Below are 17338 nucleotides of genomic sequence, written 5' to 3' on the forward strand. Positions count from 1 at the left end.
CACCATTCACCATTCACTACTCACTACTCACTATTCACCATTCACCATTCACTCAGGAAAGCACCTCATCTATTATTCCAAATTCCTTCGCCTCCGGCGCCACCATCCAAAAGTCGCGGTCTGATACATCATGTATCTTTTGATATTCCTGCCCGCTATGTTTGGCCAGTATAGTGTAAAGCTCTTTTTTCACTTTCAATACTTCGCGTGCGGTTATTTCTATGTCCGAAGCTGGTCCCTGTACGCCACCCAAAGGCTGGTGAAGCATTACCCGCGAGTGGGTAAGCGCCGCCCGCTTGCCTTTCGCGCCAGAACATAGCAGTACCGCCGCCATTGATGCCGCCATACCGGTGCAAATGGTGGCCACATCGGGCCCTATCAGGTTCATGGTATCATAAATGCCGAAACCCGCATATACCGAACCGCCTGGCGAGTTGATATACATCTGGATGTCCTTTTTCGCATCGGCCGATTGCAGGAAAAGCATCTGCGCCTGGATGATGTTGGCGATGTTGTCGTCAACCGCTGCGCCCAGGAAGATAATGCGGTCCATCATCAGGCGCGAGAAAACATCCATCTGCGACATGCGCATTTCACGCTCTTCCATGATATAAGGTGTCATGGCATAAATGCTGCTTTCCATCTTCGAGATATAATTATCTAATTGCAAACTTTGGACATGGCGATGCCCCACCGCGTATTTGCGGAACTCATTTTTGTCGATATTCATGATGTTGTTAGATTACTTTTTTGTGAACAAGCGCATGATCTTTTGCCTGAAACTTTGGTGTTGTTCGTCTTTGAATAACTGTTGATGAACCGATTCTATCTCCCGTTTCAACTGGTCGCGGCCATAAAGTTTTACTATATGATAAGCTTTCTGTTGCCACAATACGTTATCCGTCAATTCCGGGTCGAGCAGCATCTTTGCCTCGAACACAAGGGCGTTCCCGGTATCCGAAAGCTGCAGCAAGTGCGCCTCTATCTGTTCGGTTTCAATCAAGGAAGTCCTCATAGGTCAATGCTTTTTCTTTAACGGTTTCCCTTACTTTTTCCAGGCATTTGTATTTCTGCACCGTTGCCGACCGTACGCCAGAAAAGCCAAATGTTTCGGCAATATCGTTGAGCGGCAGTTGGTCGTAATAGAAGGAGCGGAGCAGTTCCATGCACTTTTTACCGGCGGTTTGCAGGAAGTTTAGCAGCCTGCTGTCCGACACCCGGACATCCTCAGCCTCTTCCGTGTCAATACCATCTATCGAAACATGCCGGCTGTTTACCCCGAATTTCTTCAACCATAAATGTTTGGCAATGCCCATTAAATAGGCTTTAGCGTTTATCCTGATGTCAGGCTCGCCGGCAACCGCCTTTTCATAATAAATAACCAGCGCATCCTGGAAAATATCCTTCGCTTCATCAAACGTGCCACCCATTTTGCTGACGTATCGCGCCACCGCAGGGAAAGCGCCTTTGTATAAAGCGATGAAAAGCTTTTCCCTTTCTTCCATTGTACTAACCAAAATTGTGCGCTCAGTCATGTTACTGTCGTTTATTGATAAGTGCGAATTGACGTTAAAGTATCACCTTTTTATTAAAAAATTAATTGCTGATAGTTGATGATCCAACTGCCCACTGTTAACTGCCAATTGTCAACTGCCTACTCCTTCACCGCCGTCACCCTTGATCCATCTTCGCCGCTGGTTTCAAACACCAGGTACTTACCCGCGAGTTTAGTTACGATGAACGGAAATTCGCGGGTTTTGCCGTCGGTCATAATTTCTGTAAAGCGAATGCTGTCGCCCTCCACCTTATAGCTTCCCCGCGAAAGTATGCCGCCGCCCCACCATATTTGCAAACTATCTTTACTGAACAAAATATAAGGCTTCTGTACCTGTAACTCCTCGTTTTTCACGCTGTCCGGCGGATGGCTGTATGGGTTTTCCACTTTAATGTATTTCCACTTGCCGTAAAGGTCGCCGGACTTAAGCTTGACTTTTTCCTGCTTGCAGGATACAAGTAGTAATAAGCCTATGAAAGAATATAAGAGCGAAAGATGACGTGCCATGCTGATATTTATGCTGTATTCCAAATATGGGTAAAATACGCCAGAAGATAAACAAATAACCCCGCCGGGGCATCAACTGAAATATTTTTTGTAGTTCGGTTGGAAATCCGCATCGCAAAAAGCATATTTGACTATCGAAAACCTTTCACAATTTGTAACAATATGCAAGTACACGTATCTAAATATCGCTATATAGCTAAGGCCAATACAAGCTATAAGTTTCTGTGAGGGAGCCGCACCTTAAGGTTCCCGTTTTAAAAATCAACATAAAAAGATGAACAATTTATTGATCCAGTCGCTATGGTGGGGTGTGCCCATTATAGTGCTCCTGCTGATGTACAAATTTGTACTCCGCGTGTTTTTTGGTATGGTTATCGTTCCTGATGACCGTATCGGTCTTGTAGTAAAAAAGTATGTCCTTTCGGGTAACAGGCGCCTTCCCGACGGCCGTATCATCGCCACTAATGGCGAAGCCGGTATGCAGGCTCAAACCCTGGCCCCTGGTTTATATTGGGGTATGTGGCCGTGGCAATATGCTATCACCATGGCGCCGTTTACCATTATCGAACAAAATAAACTGGGCCTGGTAAAGGCTAAGGATGGTGCCATATTAGATACCGGCCGTGTACTGGGTAAGCCTGTGGATTGCGACAAGTTCCAGGATGCGGTTGCGTTTTTGCAGAACAATGGGCAAAAAGGTCCGCAGGCTGCATTTTTAACGCCGGGTAACTATCGTATCAACAACTTTTTGTTCGAGATCGAAATGGTGCCTATCACCCAGATCCATGAAAATAAGGTCGGGATAGTGACCACGCTCGACGGCGAACCCCTTAACAAGGGCGAAATTGCCGGCGGTTCGGTTGCGGGCCATAAAAACTACCAGGACCCAATTGCCTTTATCAATGCCGGCGGCCGCAAGGGTTTGCAGGAGGATGTGATACTGGCTGGTACCTATTACCTTAACCCCTGGTTTGTTATTGTGGAGCAGGTGGATATGATCTACATTCCTATCGGTTATGTGGGCGTTGTTAACTCGTTCGTAGGTCCGGAAGGGAAGGATACCAGCGGCGATAGCTTTAAACATGGCAACATTGTAAAGAAGGAACAAAAAGGCGTTTGGGACGAACCGCTTGACCCCGGTAAGCACCCGGTAAATATTTATACCCACGCGGTTGAAATTGTACCAACTACCAACATTGTGCTTAACTGGGCCAACAGCCGCACCGAGGCACACGAACTGGACAAGAACCTGTGTACCATTACGGTGCGCTCGTCCGACGGGTTTACATTTAACCTCGACGTGTCGCAGATCATCCATATACCGCGCAATGAAGCGCCAAAGGTGATCGCCCGTTTTGGTAATATGAAAAACCTGGTTTCGCAGGTATTGGAACCAACCATAGCCAACTATTTCCGTAACTCGGCACAAAAGAGTGACGTGATCGAGTTCCTGGCTAACCGCGTGCAAAGGCAGAATGATGCGAAGGACCATATCAGCAAGGTTTTGGCCGATTATAATGTGGTTGGTGTGGATACGCTGATCGGCGACATTGTGCCACCGGAAGCCCTGATGAAAACCCTGACCGACCGTAAACTGGCCGAACAGGAAAAGATCACTTACGAAATACAGCGTAATGCCCAGGTTGAACGTAAGGAATTTGAAAGCGCCAAAGCCGGCGCCGATATGCAGCCCGAGGTGGTAAAATCGACCCGCCAGGTGGAAATAAACACGCAGCTGGCCGCTTCAAAAGTAGCGTCAGCCAAGGGTGAGGCCGAATCAAAAACCATCAATGCCGAAGCTGACGCCAAAGTGAAAACCATCAACGCTAAGGCCGATGCCGAAGTGAAGACCGTGAACGCTACTGCCGATGCTAACGCTACGCAGGTAAACGGTACCGCTGAAGCCGGCAAGATCAAAGCTATCGGTTTGGCAGAAGCCGAAGTAACCAAGCAGAAAACCCAGGCTATGGGTTCGGAGCAGTATGCTATCGTTCGTGTGGCCGAAACGCTGGCCAGCAATCGTATCAAATTGGTTCCCGATATTTTAGTAAGTGGCAAATCCGGCGAGGGTAATGGCATGATAGACGCCCTGATAGGTAACGAAATGCTGAAAAAGCTGCAGGCCGAATCAGCCAAAGAAAAAGATCAGCCCAAAAAGAAGGATGACGCTCCTGACAAAAGGACGGAATAATTTTAATGATAAATCATATCGGCGCATCGAAAGGTGCGCCTTTTTTGTCTGTTATTCTGAGCGACAGCGAAGAATCTATTGCTGAATATTGTGGTACCAATAGATGCTTCACTGCGTTCAGCATGACAATGAGAGGGCAGAATTTATTGACCTTGTTTCCCCGGTTCTGCAATTCCCGGCTTCCCAACTTCCACCAACTCCGCCTCCCGCACTTCCTCCGCAGTACCGGTAGCATAATTCAGTTTACGAAAGCGCCAGATGGCAAATGCAGGCTCCTGCATCCGGTCTATCAGCTTAAAATATTTCGGGAAATTGTGTACCTCATCCAGCAGAACGCCGGGTACAATACCATTATTCTCCAGTATCTCGCGTATGGTATATTCCTTGTCCTTGGTTATCCATATCTCGAAATCACGCCGTATCTCCTCCGCCTTTTCCGGGTCGATACTGGCATCAATGCATATCACTTTATCGCCGGGTTTCATTTTTTTCGTTCATGGTTCATGGATCATAGTTCATAGCGGAAAACTGCCGATAGCCAATATTGGCCGTGAACTATGAACCATGAACTATTTCCCATTCGCCTTTTTCAGGCTATCTGCCTTTGCTTTTGCTTTCTTTTTAAAGAAACCTTTCAGGAAAAAGTTATGCTGCGCCGCTTCCAGGTCGTCGTTTAGTTTAATGGTGCTTTGCTGTATGTAGTTTAAACTGGTACGTACCTGTTCCGCTCCCTTCGGGTCGTTCAGTAATACGCCCAGGGCATTATCCGTAGTGGTTAGTTTCTTACTGGCGGTATTCATATTTTCAACAAAGGTATTGGCGTTGTTGGCCACCTGCTGCAGTTGGGTTGCTGTTGCGCGCAGCTTATTAAATGTTACCGTATCAGTAAGCAATTCATCGGCAAGGCCGCCTTTGGTATTCATTTTTTTGCTGAAAGCGTTTAACTGCGCCGCCATTGCCGCCGCTGTTTGCGTAGTGACCTGCAAATTGCGCATCGATGCTTTTAGTTGTTGCCCCATGGTGCTGTCGGCCAGCAATGCGCCAACGGTGCCTTTGCCCGCCAGTATCTGGTGACTAAGCTGCCTGAAATCTTTAGTGATGGCCAGCAGGTTCTCGTTGTTCTTTTGCAGGGTGTTCATAATGTCATCTGTCGATGGCAGTTTGGCTGTCTGCAGCACGTCGCCGTCCTGTACTATCGGCGCCTGCGGACTGCCGCCGTCAATCACGATAATTTTGTTACCGATCAACCCGTCCGAGCCGATATGGACGGCAGCGTTGCGGTGGATATATTGTTGCGATTCCTGGTCAACGCTCATTCTTACATCCACCTGGGCCGGTCCGGTAAAATGAACATCGCTGATGGTGCCTACTTTTACACCTGAAAACCACACGTTGTTGCCTTTTTTGAGGCCGGCAACATCGTCAAAGGTTGCGCTTATATGGATGCTTTTTGAAAATGTTTTTTGCGCGCTGCCTAATGTTAATATGCCAACCACGAAGATGACAAGTCCCAGGGCTAAAAAAATGCCTACGATAACTGCCTTCCGGTTTTCTGATTTGTCCATATTGATATGGTTTTCTATTGTATAAAGTTATATTCAAAAAATGGTTTTACGCGCGGGTCGTTGGTATCAAATATTTCATCGAACGAACCGACACGCTGAAACTGCCCGTCAAGCAGCATAGCTATCCGGTCGCCTGTGCTTTTGGCACAGGTCAGGTCGTGCGTAATGATGATGGACGAAGTATGATAGCGTTCCTGCACCTCGTTTATCAGGTCGTTAATTTCAAGGCAGGTTATGGGGTCAAGCCCGGCTGTGGGCTCATCATACAGCATAACTTCGGGGTTCAGGATCAACGTTCGTGCAATGCCGATACGTTTACGCTGCCCGCCTGAAAGTTCCGACGGCATCTGGTTAATGGTATGCGACAAACCCACCGCCTCCAGCACCGACTCGACCGACGAGTTTACTTCCTTGCGTGTTACGCCTTTGCGGTTACGCACCAGCGGAAACTCCAGGTTTTTCCTAACCGTCATGCTATCGTAAAGGGCGCTGTTCTGGAACGAAAAACCTATGCGTTTTCTCAATTCCTGCAGGCTGGCGTCCGATATGGTGTTCATATCTTCTCCCAGTACAACCACTTCGCCTTTATCAGCCGTAAGCAAGCCTGATATAACCTTGATAAGCACAGATTTCCCGGTACCCGACCGGCCAAGCACCACCAGGTTCTCGCCCTGGTAAAGGTCAAGGTCGACGCCGCGCAATACCTGGAAATCGCCGAATGCTTTTTCAAGCCCCCGTATCCTGATCACGGTGTCGTTATGGTCGATATGTGCCTTTGGTTTATCCATCTCTTTATTTTAGCGGAACCATCCCGCTATCTGTACGATCAGTATTTCTTCAACAAAAACTAAAAACATAGCCGTTACCACCGCGCCATTCGCCGCTTTGCCCACACCTTCGGTGCCTTTGGTGGAATAATAGCCCTGGTAAGAGCCTACAATACCTATGGTAAACCCAAAAACAATAGCCTTGGCCAGCGAGGCAATAAAGTCGACAAAGGTCAGCGGCTCAAAAACCTGCTCCCAAAATGTTGCCCAACTTGTACCCTCGTTCACTGCAACGTTCAGGTATCCGCCAACCAGGGCAATAAACCCTGTATAAGTTGCCAGGATAGGAATGGTAAGCGTGGTGGCCAGCACCCGGGTACATACCAGGAACTTAAATGGCTTGGTGCCCGATACTTCCATAGCGTCTATCTGCTCGGTTACCCGCATCGAACCTATCTCGGCCCCGATGCTCGAACCTACTTTGCCTGCAGCTATCAATGCGGTTATCAGGGGAGCCAGCGCACGCATAATAGCAATGGATACCAACGAGGGCAGCCATGATTGTGCACCGAAGCTTAACAGCGAAGGCCGCGACTGTTTGGTAAATATCAAACCGGTAACAAAACCGGTAAAAGTGATCAGCGTAAATGAGCGTACTCCCGTTTCATAACACTGCCGCATTACCTCTTTCAGTTCAAAAGGGGGCAAAAATGCCTCCTTAAAAAAACGTAGAATAAAGTTATTGATCTTATACAGTGTGGCGAAAGTATCCGCCAGGCGTTGCCTGATAGACGGACCTTTTTTTTCCTTGGGTGTTTCCTGTAAGCTTTTTGCGCTATCCATTAAGGCGACAAAGGTAAATATTTATAGAGATAGTAATAATCATCGGCTGCAAAACTTATGGGTACTGTACTAAAAATGATTTTATATAAACAAATATTTAATACTTACTCATATTGCAGCTTTTTCAATAACGTAAAAGCAGCCCTTTCGGTTTTGCAGGGCTTGATGTAATAAAAGCGGGTAACTTTTTAAATACATGATGTTTTTGCAGTCAGTAAAACACTATTTTTAGTATTTTACATCGTTTAATGCATAAAATGTCAAAAAAGTACTATGCACTACTTTGTAAAGCGGGTATTTTTGACAATCAGTATTATAAACCAATTTCACCTGTTTCCCAGCCTTAAAATGATGTGCCGGCGCCTGATCCTGTTGTTTGCTATGGTTTTGACAGCCAGTCTGTTAAAGGCGCAGGGCGACCAGTTCCAATTCTCCAGGCTTGATATCAACAATGGCCTTTCGCACAACCAGGTGAACTGCATATTTAAGGATAGCAAGGGCTTTATGTGGTTTGGCACACTGTCGGGCTTAAGCAGGTACGATGGTTACCGGTTTAAAGTATTTAAACATTCGGCAAGCGATTCATCTTCGTTAAATGACGACTATATCATTAACATAAGCGAAGGGCCGGGCGGAAAATTGTGGGTCGAATCGCGCACCAGCTATAACATTTACGATCCGCTTACCGAAAAATTCAGTCATAATATCGGCGGGTATCTCAGGTCCATCTCTGTGCCCGACGCACGCATTACTGCTATAAAAAAGGACCGGCAGGGAAACTACTGGTTTTTGAACGCCACGATGGGCCTTTTCAGGTATAACCCGGTAACCAGAATAGTTACGCGCCTGCACCATTCTGCGGCAGATACTACATCGATCTATGCCAATACGGTATCCGACCTGGCACAGGATTCCAAAGGCAATATCTGGCTCAGTTATTACAGCGGTGTCCTGGAGCGTATCAGCGGGCAAACCTACCATGTCGATTACCGTTCGTATGCGGCTGCCAGGCTGCCGCCCGGCTTAAATACTTCTTATAAGATCTACATCGATAACCAGGACGATCTGTGGGTTTATGCACCGTCGTATTCCTCCGGTGTTTATTACCTGGATAACAGGCATACCGCATTAAGGCATATTGGCAGGGGCGGCGGACCGGCGCATTTAAATACCGATGTCATATCCAATGTGATACAAGACGACCAGGGCCGCATGTGGATAGCTACCGACCATGGCGGTATCAATTTATTGAACAAGCGCGATTTTAGCATCCGTTACCTGCTTAACCGCGAGGATGATCCTAAAACCCTGGGCCAAAACAGCCTGGTTTATATTTACAAGGACGATACCGGTATCATCTGGATAGGAACCTACAAAGCAGGGGTAAGTTATTACCACCCCGGTATCATCAAATTTGCACATTATACCCATCACCTTTCCGATCCGAACAGTTTACCCTTTAGTGATGTCAACAATTTCGCCGAGGATAAAGCAGGCAACATCTGGATAGGTACCAATGGTGGCGGACTGATCTATTTTAACCGGAAGAACGGCAGCTTTAAACAATACCTGCATAACCCGAACGACCCGAACAGCCTTGCCAATAATGTGGTTGTTTATATGTTTATCGACCATGCTCAAAACCTTTGGCTTGGCACTTATTTTGGCGGGCTCGACTGTTACAATGGCAAAACTTTCCGGCATTACAAGCATAGCGATGCTGATCCGGGAAGCATTTCCGAGAACCGGGTATGCTCGATACTGGAAGATTCGGAACACCGTTTACTGGTTGGAACCACCGCCGGCGGGGTAAATGTGCTGGATACAAAAACTCAAAAATTCTCGCATATACAGTACAGCAGCATCGACAATGCCATCCACTCCAACTATATCAGCGCTATGCTGGAGGATAAGCGGAAAAATCTTTGGATAGTAACATCTTACGGGGTGGATGTTTTAATGAAAAAGACACACCAGTTTGTGCATTACCTGCACGATGATAAAGACCCATACAGCATTGTAAATAACAACACCAATAATATACACGAGGACAGCGCCGGTTTGATATGGGTGACCACGCGCGAGGGTCTGAGTGTTTTTGACCCTGAAACCGGTAAGTTCACCAATATCACAAAACAGGATGGCCTGCCCGATAATACGGTTAGCGACATAGAGGAAGACAACCATCACAATATGTGGGCGAGTACACCTAACGGGCTGTCGAATATTACCGTCACTCGTTCGCAGGCCGGCCTTAAGTTTCGCTTTATCAATTTCAATGAGAACGACGGGCTGCAGGGCAGGGAGTTTACCGAGAACTCATCGCTTCGCACACGCGATGGCTTCCTCCTTTTCGGCGGGAGTAACGGGTTCAATATTTTTAAACCATCTGATGTACGCTCGAGCAAAAGCTTACCCAACCTCGTATTCACAGGTTTCGAAATATTTAACGAGAGCCTGAATCCTGGTGTGCAGACCAACGGACGCGTTATACTGCCGCATTCCATTACCGAAGCAAAGTCGGTCAGTTTGAAATATAACGAGAACTCGTTTTCACTCGATTTTGCGGCGCTTAATTATTTCAACCCTGATAAAGTGCAATACCAGTTTAAAATGGATGGGTTTGACCCTGGTTGGATATCGGTTGATAATAAGATACGTAAAGCCACCTACACTAATCTTGACGCGGGTACGTACGTTTTCAGGGTACGCAACTCCGACAAGGATGGCTGGAATGGCAGGCAACTGATGCTTAATATCGTCATCACACCGCCTTTCTGGAAAACCATTTGGGCCTACCTGCTTTATGCGGCGGTAATTATAGCCGCATTGCTTTATATCCGCCGCGAAGGTATCCGCAAGTTGCGCCTTCAGTTTGCTTTGGAAAATGAGCGTGAAGAGGCCCAGCGTATGCACGAGCTCGACCTGATGAAGATACGCTTCTTCACCAATGTTAGTCATGAGTTCCGCACGCCATTGTCCCTTATTATGGCGCCTGTTGATAAGATACTGAAGCAGGTATCCGAGCCCGATATTCAGCGTCAGCTGCATTTGGTGAACCGTAACGCCCGCCGCTTGCTGAACCTGGTGAACCAGTTACTCGATTTCCGGCGTATGGAATACCAGGAACTTAAACTGCACGAAAAGCCGGGAGACATCGTCAGGTTTATTAAGGAACTATCTTATTCGTTTAATGACATTGGCGAACAAAAACATATCACTTTTATGTTCGATTCGGAAGCGGATGAGTTTTATACTACGTTCGATCATGATAAAATAGAACGTATCCTGTTCAACCTGTTATCCAACGCCTATAAGTTTACCCACCAGGGCGGGCAGGTAAGCGTGCTGCTGAATGTTTTAGCACCCGATGACCGTGGCAGCCAGCGCCTGGAGATCAAAGTGATAGATACCGGCATCGGCATACCTGCCGATAAAATGGAAAAGATATTCGATCCCTTTTTTCAAAATGATGTTCCGGGTTCCATGCTCAACCTGGGTAGCGGTATAGGGCTTTCCATTACCCGCGAATTTGTGCGGCTGCACCGGGGGCGTATTTTTGTCGAAAGCGAATTTGACCAGGGCAGCTGCTTTACCGTAGTATTGCCTTTACAGCAATTGGATAAGTCGTTGTTTACCGATAAGCCCACTACGATCGATCACGATCCTGCCTATATACCTGCGGATAATCAGCAAAAAAACGGGACACCGGCCGCTGCCGGCCGCGACGCACGGAAACCAACCGTATTGCTGGTGGAAGACAATGATGATTTCCGCTTTTATATCAAGGATAACCTGAAGGATGCGTTTAACATCATCGAAGCGGAAAACGGCAAAAAGGGCTGGCAAAAAGCTTTGGCCATGCATCCCAACCTGGTGGTAAGCGACATCAGCATGCCCGAAATGAATGGCATTGATCTGTGCATGAAACTGAAAAACGATAATCGCACATCGCATATCCCGGTAATATTGCTGACGGCATTAATAGGCGAGGAGCAGCAGTTGAAGGGTCTTGAAACCGGTGCAAGCGATTATATGACCAAGCCATTCAACTTTGAGATACTGTTATCGAAGATCAAAAATATCCTGAGCCAGCAGGAACACATGCGCAAAACCTACCAGAAACAGGTAGACGTTACCCCAACCGAAGTGCAGGTGGATTCGCCCGATGAACTGTTTATTAAAAAGGTTCTGCTGCTTATAGATAACAATATCTCCAACCCCAACTTCTCGGTCGAGGAACTGAGCGACGATATGTTTGTAAGCCGCTATACGCTCTACAAAAAAATACTGATGATGACCGGCAAAACCCCGAACGAACTGGTCCGCTCCATGCGCCTCAAACGCGCTGCACAATTGCTGGGCACCGGCCACCTCACCATTTTGCAGATAGGCCATAAGGTAGGTTTTAAAAGCCAGAAGTATTTTGTCAAAGCCTTTAAGGCCGAATTCAATGTTATCCCATCGCGGTATGCGGAAATGGCGCAGGGGGAGAAGGAGAACTAAATACAGTCCGCGTTATCATTTGACCCGCCCTGATTCCGCACATGCGGGACTTCGCTTATCAACCCTCCTGATCGCCAACCGCCTTGCGCCCCGCAAAACAAATACAATTTTGCCATTCTTTTATAACGTCATTCCACCATTTTAAAAAGTATCGGCGGCATAATGCAGGGGCTCATTTGTCTACTTTGTAGCGATACCGTAGTTATTTTTCAATGTAAATATCTGTTTATCAGTTAAATGTGATGGGTTGACATTTGTGCCCCTATTTATCCACAACCGCAAATGGGATAGCATATAGTTTTACCCCTGTTATAATGAAAATTTAACAGTGCCTAACCAGCTTCTGTTAAACGATATAAACTTAATAAGCCATTTATAAATTTTTCAGCCTGTAATAACCGGTCGCGATGCCCGGCTGTTGTACCCTGTTCAATGACCTTTTACCAGATCAATGCGAATTGGTGGTTGCTGTTTTTTTAGGTGCTTTTAAGTCTTTATGATAAGCAAATAAAATCAAATCAATTGTAAACAAAACTTCATTATGGGAAAATTTCTACGAATGGCATTGCTGTTTGCTTCTTTCTTCACCTGTGCATCAGCTATGGCACAGGGAACAGGAACAGCGATCAAGGGAACGGTATCCGACGACAAGGGGGTAACCCTGCCCGGTGTCACGGTGGCCGTAAAAGGTGGCAACGTTAGCACTGTCACCAATATTAACGGGCTTTACAGCATCACCGTTCCGCAGCGTGCTACGCTGGTTTTTAAATTTATCGGGATGGAAACACAGGAAATTGCTGTGGGCAGTAAAACCACCATCAACGTAACGATGCGTTCGTCGACAACTGCGTTGAACGATGTGGTGGTTATCGGTTATGGCACGCAAAAACGCGGCGATGTAAACGGTGCAATTTCATCCATCAGCGCAAAACAGATACAGGACATCCCCCAGCCCAGTATCGATCAGTTGCTGCAGGGCAAGGCTGCCGGCATAACGGTGACCCAAAACTCCGGCGAACCTGGCAGCGCAACTTCAGTGCATATCCGCGGGATCAATAATTTCGGTCAAAGCGAGCCTTTGTATGTTATTGATGGGGTCGAGGTTGGCGGTAATGCAGCCGGCGGTTACAGCGGCGGCGCACAGTTAAACAGCCCGGGTTCCTCTAACATGGAAACCACGGTTAGCCCCCTCGCACTGCTTAACCCGAATGACATTGAGTCGATAGATATTTTAAAAGATGCATCGGCCAGTGCTATCTACGGAAGCAGGGGCGCAAATGGCGTTATTATCATTACAACAAAACGCGGCAAAACCGGTAACGCGAAAGTAACGTACGACGGTTTTGTCGGCTTCCAGAAGCAGGGCAGGTTTTTGGATGTAGATAACCTGCAGCAATACGCGGTTTTGCAAAACAGGCTGGCTGCTGTTTTTGGTACGCAGCCCAGGGCCGAATTTGCCAATCCGGCTATATTAGGTCCTGGTACCAACTGGCAGAATGCTATCTTCCGTACAGCAGTTGAGCATAGCCACAATATCGCCGTATCAGGCGCGACGGACAAATCGGATTTTTATGTTTCCGGAGGTTACTTTAAACAGGACGGTACAATTTTAGGGTATGATTTTGATCGTTACTCTATACGCGGCGTAATAAATTCGCAAGCCAAGGAATGGTTAAAATTAGGTACTGTTTTTGGCGCCAGCCGCAGCAACGAGAATGTTGGCCTGGGCAGCAATACAGGTATTATTTACAATGCGTTGCTGGCAGCGCCAGACCAGGCGGTTTACAATGCCGATGGCACGTTTGCCGGCCCGTCGGTGGTTAACGGTCAAATTCAGGGCGGCCCTAACCCGGTACAACAGGCGCTGAATATTACAAATAACCTGGTCAGGAGCAACGTCAACGGCAACATATACGCTGATGTAAAGTTTTTCAGGGACCTGACGCTGCATTCCGAACTTGACGGGGATTTCAACTGGGCCAATGGCCAAACCTTCAATCCCACTTATTCCTACGGGCAAACCGGCAGCATCTCGGCTTTCCACAATGATAACGCTACCCTGAACCGTGCAATTACAAGCAGTACATACTGGAGCTGGAAAGAGTATTTGAACTACGGGCATACATGGGGCAAACACAATGTAACGGCCTTAGCCGGCCGCGAAGTGTGGGAATCCAACTATAACTACATACCGCTTTCCGGCATAGGTTTCCCGGCAGGCAATAATGTGCAGAGCATCGCACTGGCCAACGCGGTCGGGGCTTCGGTGGCCGAACAAATAGGCACCCAGGTTATGCAATCGTATATCGCGCGTGTTATTTATACCTACGACAATAAGTATAGCATTACAGCCAACATACGCAGCGACCAAAGCTCAAATTTTAACCCCGACCCTAATAAGCAAATTGGATATTTTCCGGGTGTAGCGGTATCATGGAGGTTATCGGAAGAGCCGTTTATGGCCTCGATAAAATCAGTGGCCGATAATATCAAGATCAGGTTGGGTTATGGTACCACCGGTAATTCCGGTGTGCCCCAATACGTATATGGTGCGTCGCTTAAAGGAGTTGCTACAGCTTTTGGCACAGGGTTCATTATCAACAATGTTGCTAATCCAAACCTGACCTGGCAAACCACCATCCAGAAAAACCTGGGTATCGACCTGACGCTGCTTAACCGCATCGATATCACCTTTGATGCTTATGATAAAACAGCTAAAAACTTCCTGTTCCAGCAGCCTTTGCCTTATTTCCTTTTGGGCGGGCCCAACGAATACGGCGATAACCCTGCCGGTATTGCTCCGCCTTATATAAATGCCGGAAATATTGAAAATAAAGGTTTTGAATTTACCATCAACAGCCGTAACATTAACACGACGAATTTTAAATGGAACACAACGCTAACGTTATCGCATTACACCAATACAGTAACCTCCCTAAGCGGTGCGCCGGCTATTAATCAGTCTGTTGGCACGGCCTACGTTAGCTTAGCGGCCACCAAAACAATTGTTGGCAAGCCCATCGGCGAGTTTTATGGTTACAAAGTACAGGGCGTGGTAAAAACGGAGGATCAGCTGGCTTACCTGGCCACGCACCCGCAAAACGTTACCGGCACCTCGCCGCAGGTGGTTAGCAGCGCGCAGGGAAATACCATTTGGCTGGGCGATTTGCAATATGCCGATACAAATCACGATGGTAAAGTTGATGAGAACGACCAGGTGCCGCTTGGTAATCCCAATCCTACTTTTACTTACGGTTTCACCAATAATTTCTCGTACAAGGATTTTGACCTGTCCATATTTATTTACGGCTCATACGGCGGTAAAATACTGGATGTGCTGGAATATCAAACAGCCGGATTATCGGGTTTGTATACAAACCAGTTAGCCTCGACAGCAAACTTCTGGACACCTAATAACCCGAATTCAAATATCCCTGCACCGCGTGGCGGGCTCGGCAATCCTAACCTGGTAATGTCTGACCGGTTTCTGGAAAGTGCATCGTTCCTGCGTTTACAAAATGTGCGTTTAGGATACAATTTACCAGGGCAATGGGCCAAATACATAGCAATGAGCAGTTTAAAAGTATATGTAAGCGGGCAAAACTTGTTTGTTATTACCAAATACCCCGGCCTCGATCCGGAAGTTGGGTCGTTTAACCAAAACCCGCTTTTAATGAACGTTGATATGGGACGGTACCCAACACCACGGGTTTTCACCATTGGAGTTAATGCGCAGTTTTAAATTTTTTAAAGAAATTTGATATGAAAAGATATATAAAATACGTTACGGGCATGGCTGCAATGGCAAGTATACTTGTTGCAGGTTGCAAAAAGGACTTCTTTAATCGTCCGCCCCAGTCCAGCGTTACGGTTGGCAACTATTATAAAACCACATCACAGGTGCAGGCTGCTACCAATGGCTTGTACGGGTCGCCGTGGTTTGGCTGGAACAATAAAGTAGGGTGGGCAATTACCGAACTATCGAGCGGTAATGGCTTTACTTATTCGTCGGATGTAAATGCTTTTATAACCTGGTCGGCGCCAAACGCCAATCCTGAAATACTCGCTGCGTGGGATTCTCCCTTTACGGTGATCGCTCAATGTAATGCTTTGATCGTTAATATGGCCCCTACTATCGATGGCGTGCCGCAGTCCATGGTCAATAATGCACTCGGCGAGGCGCATTTAATGCGTGCGGTCGCCTATTTCTACCTCGTACGCGTTTTTGGAAATGTGCCCATTGTTGAAAATCCGCTAAACGATATTGCTAATTTTCAAACCGTACCCACTAACCCGATTTCCGACGTATATACGCTGATGGTAAGGGACCTGCAATTTGCAGAAGCCAATTGTTCGTCAGGTACTGCAAATACGGGGCATGGCGACAGCGGCTCTGCATCGGCAATGCTGGCGAAAGTTTACCTGTACATGCAGGATTATGCAAATGCACAAAAGGAGGCGGAAAAGGTGATCAACAGCGGCGAATTTTCGCTGCTGCCAACTTACGAAAACCTGTTCCAGACTGCCTTTAACAATAATAAGGAGAGTATATTGGCTATGCAGTGGATATCGAACGGAGGTTATGATTATGGTAACTCCATACAGGCATCATGGGCCTATAACAGTACTATCACCGGCACAGGCGACGGTTATGGCGTTTTCGGCCCTTCCATCGATTTGCAAAATGCATTTGCCGCCGAAGGGGGCGATACTACCCGCAGGCATGCTACAATTATGATGCCGGGCAGCTTTTATCCCGACCTTGATGCGGCATCCGGAGGCTACAGGTTTCCGGTAAACGCAAGTGCTCAAAATCAAAATGCCGCGGCAAAAAAATACGTGGTAGGCACACCAGCCGACAACGGCGGCAAGAGCGCTGCACAGGCTGCCGGTAACAACACTTATATCATGCGTTATTCAGATGTTCTGTTGATAGAGGCAGAAGCTATTTTAGGCCAGGAAGCAGGAGTACAACCCGGCACCGGGATACCGCTTACTGCTTCCACCTCGAATGCGACTGCGCTCAGCTATTTTAATATGGTGAGGGCGCGTGTAGGCGTTCCGGCGGTTACTTCGTTTACCTATCAGCAACTGCTCAACGAAAGGCGTCTCGAATTTGCCCTCGAGCAGGATTATTGGTTCGACCTGTGCCGTATAGATGGATATAAGACCGAAGGGTCGGCCATCAGCCCTACACAGCATCCTACTGCTATTGCCATTATCAGCCAGCAGGAAAGAGGGACCTACAGTACCACAGCCGATAATAACCCGGTAATTTATTCTAACAAACTCACGCCAACCGACGCAAACTTTTTCTTCCCGGTGCCGGTAGTGGAGTCGGCAACCGATCCGAACCTGATAAAAGCGCCGGTGCCTTACAATTTCAGCAATTAAGTAACATTTT

General features: G+C 47.2%; 12 protein-coding genes. 4 read left to right on the top strand and 8 right to left on the bottom strand.

Going from position 1 to position 17338, the window contains the following annotated elements:
• Nucleotides 1-52: 52 nt before the first annotated feature.
• The 4 genes from VL525_RS04585 to VL525_RS04600 form a co-directional block, all read right to left on the bottom strand.
• On the bottom strand, nucleotides 53-730 hold the full coding sequence (locus tag VL525_RS04585) for an ATP-dependent Clp protease proteolytic subunit (RefSeq protein ID WP_325383834.1): 678 nt from the start codon (nucleotides 728-730) through the stop codon (nucleotides 53-55).
• Nucleotides 731-742: 12 nt separating this feature from the next.
• Nucleotides 743-1015 (bottom strand): hypothetical protein, encoded by a 273-nt coding sequence (locus VL525_RS04590; protein WP_325383836.1) that lies wholly within the window; start codon nucleotides 1013-1015, stop codon nucleotides 743-745.
• A complete protein-coding gene (locus VL525_RS04595; protein WP_325383838.1) occupies nucleotides 996-1535 on the bottom strand; it encodes a sigma-70 family RNA polymerase sigma factor in 540 nt (179 codons plus the stop codon). The genes VL525_RS04590 and VL525_RS04595 overlap by 20 nt, the downstream gene beginning before the upstream one ends.
• Nucleotides 1536-1654: 119 nt before the next feature.
• Nucleotides 1655-2062: a hypothetical protein gene (locus tag VL525_RS04600; protein ID WP_325383840.1), complete on the bottom strand. Its 408-nt coding sequence runs from the start codon at nucleotides 2060-2062 to the stop codon at nucleotides 1655-1657.
• Between the two features lie 274 nt (nucleotides 2063-2336).
• Here VL525_RS04600 and VL525_RS04605 point away from each other — a divergent pair, with 274 nt between their 5' ends.
• Nucleotides 2337-4253, top strand: a complete 1917-nt coding sequence (locus VL525_RS04605) for an SPFH domain-containing protein (protein WP_325383842.1) — start codon at nucleotides 2337-2339, stop codon at nucleotides 4251-4253.
• Nucleotides 4254-4396: 143 nt separating this feature from the next.
• Here the strand turns inward: VL525_RS04605 and VL525_RS04610 are convergent, their stop codons facing one another.
• The 4 genes from VL525_RS04610 to VL525_RS04625 form a co-directional block, all read right to left on the bottom strand.
• Nucleotides 4397-4738: a hypothetical protein gene (locus VL525_RS04610; protein ID WP_325383844.1), complete on the bottom strand. Its 342-nt coding sequence runs from the start codon at nucleotides 4736-4738 to the stop codon at nucleotides 4397-4399.
• Between the two features lie 84 nt (nucleotides 4739-4822).
• Nucleotides 4823-5818: an MlaD family protein gene (locus tag VL525_RS04615; RefSeq protein WP_325383846.1), complete on the bottom strand. Its 996-nt coding sequence runs from the start codon at nucleotides 5816-5818 to the stop codon at nucleotides 4823-4825.
• A 14-nt stretch (nucleotides 5819-5832) separates the two neighbouring features.
• Entirely contained in the window at nucleotides 5833-6606 is a 774-nt protein-coding gene (locus tag VL525_RS04620; RefSeq protein WP_325383848.1) for an ABC transporter ATP-binding protein, read from the bottom strand.
• Nucleotides 6607-6615: 9 nt separating this feature from the next.
• Nucleotides 6616-7428, bottom strand: a complete 813-nt coding sequence (locus VL525_RS04625) for an ABC transporter permease (RefSeq protein WP_325383850.1) — start codon at nucleotides 7426-7428, stop codon at nucleotides 6616-6618.
• Between the two features lie 273 nt (nucleotides 7429-7701).
• Between VL525_RS04625 and VL525_RS04630 the strand changes: the two genes are divergently transcribed.
• The 3 genes from VL525_RS04630 (at nucleotide 7702) to VL525_RS04640 (ending at nucleotide 17328) form a co-directional block, all read left to right on the top strand.
• On the top strand, nucleotides 7702-11934 hold the full coding sequence (locus VL525_RS04630) for a two-component regulator propeller domain-containing protein (protein ID WP_325383852.1): 4233 nt from the start codon (nucleotides 7702-7704) through the stop codon (nucleotides 11932-11934).
• 541 nt (nucleotides 11935-12475) lie between these two features.
• Nucleotides 12476-15676, top strand: a complete 3201-nt coding sequence (locus tag VL525_RS04635) for a TonB-dependent receptor (RefSeq protein ID WP_325383854.1) — start codon at nucleotides 12476-12478, stop codon at nucleotides 15674-15676.
• Between the two features lie 20 nt (nucleotides 15677-15696).
• Nucleotides 15697-17328, top strand: a complete 1632-nt coding sequence (locus VL525_RS04640; RefSeq protein ID WP_325383856.1) for a RagB/SusD family nutrient uptake outer membrane protein — start codon at nucleotides 15697-15699, stop codon at nucleotides 17326-17328.
• The last annotated feature ends 10 nt before the right edge of the window (nucleotides 17329-17338 follow it).

The sequence above is a fragment of the Mucilaginibacter sp. genome, from assembly GCF_035492695.1.
In the GTDB taxonomy this organism is placed as follows: domain Bacteria; phylum Bacteroidota; class Bacteroidia; order Sphingobacteriales; family Sphingobacteriaceae; genus Mucilaginibacter.

Coding starts and splice junctions, on each gene's coding strand:
- VL525_RS04635 (WP_325383854.1), top strand. CDS start 12,476: ATGGGAAAATTTCTACGAATGGCATTGCTGTTTGCTTCTTTCTTCACC.
- VL525_RS04625 (WP_325383850.1), bottom strand. CDS start 7,428: ATGGATAGCGCAAAAAGCTTACAGGAAACACCCAAGGAAAAAAAAGGT.
- VL525_RS04600 (WP_325383840.1), bottom strand. CDS start 2,062: ATGGCACGTCATCTTTCGCTCTTATATTCTTTCATAGGCTTATTACTA.
- VL525_RS04595 (WP_325383838.1), bottom strand. CDS start 1,535: ATGACTGAGCGCACAATTTTGGTTAGTACAATGGAAGAAAGGGAAAAG.
- VL525_RS04605 (WP_325383842.1), top strand. CDS start 2,337: ATGAACAATTTATTGATCCAGTCGCTATGGTGGGGTGTGCCCATTATA.
- VL525_RS04585 (WP_325383834.1), bottom strand. CDS start 730: ATGAATATCGACAAAAATGAGTTCCGCAAATACGCGGTGGGGCATCGC.
- VL525_RS04590 (WP_325383836.1), bottom strand. CDS start 1,015: ATGAGGACTTCCTTGATTGAAACCGAACAGATAGAGGCGCACTTGCTG.
- VL525_RS04610 (WP_325383844.1), bottom strand. CDS start 4,738: ATGAAACCCGGCGATAAAGTGATATGCATTGATGCCAGTATCGACCCG.
- VL525_RS04640 (WP_325383856.1), top strand. CDS start 15,697: ATGAAAAGATATATAAAATACGTTACGGGCATGGCTGCAATGGCAAGT.
- VL525_RS04630 (WP_325383852.1), top strand. CDS start 7,702: ATGCACTACTTTGTAAAGCGGGTATTTTTGACAATCAGTATTATAAAC.
- VL525_RS04615 (WP_325383846.1), bottom strand. CDS start 5,818: ATGGACAAATCAGAAAACCGGAAGGCAGTTATCGTAGGCATTTTTTTA.
- VL525_RS04620 (WP_325383848.1), bottom strand. CDS start 6,606: ATGGATAAACCAAAGGCACATATCGACCATAACGACACCGTGATCAGG.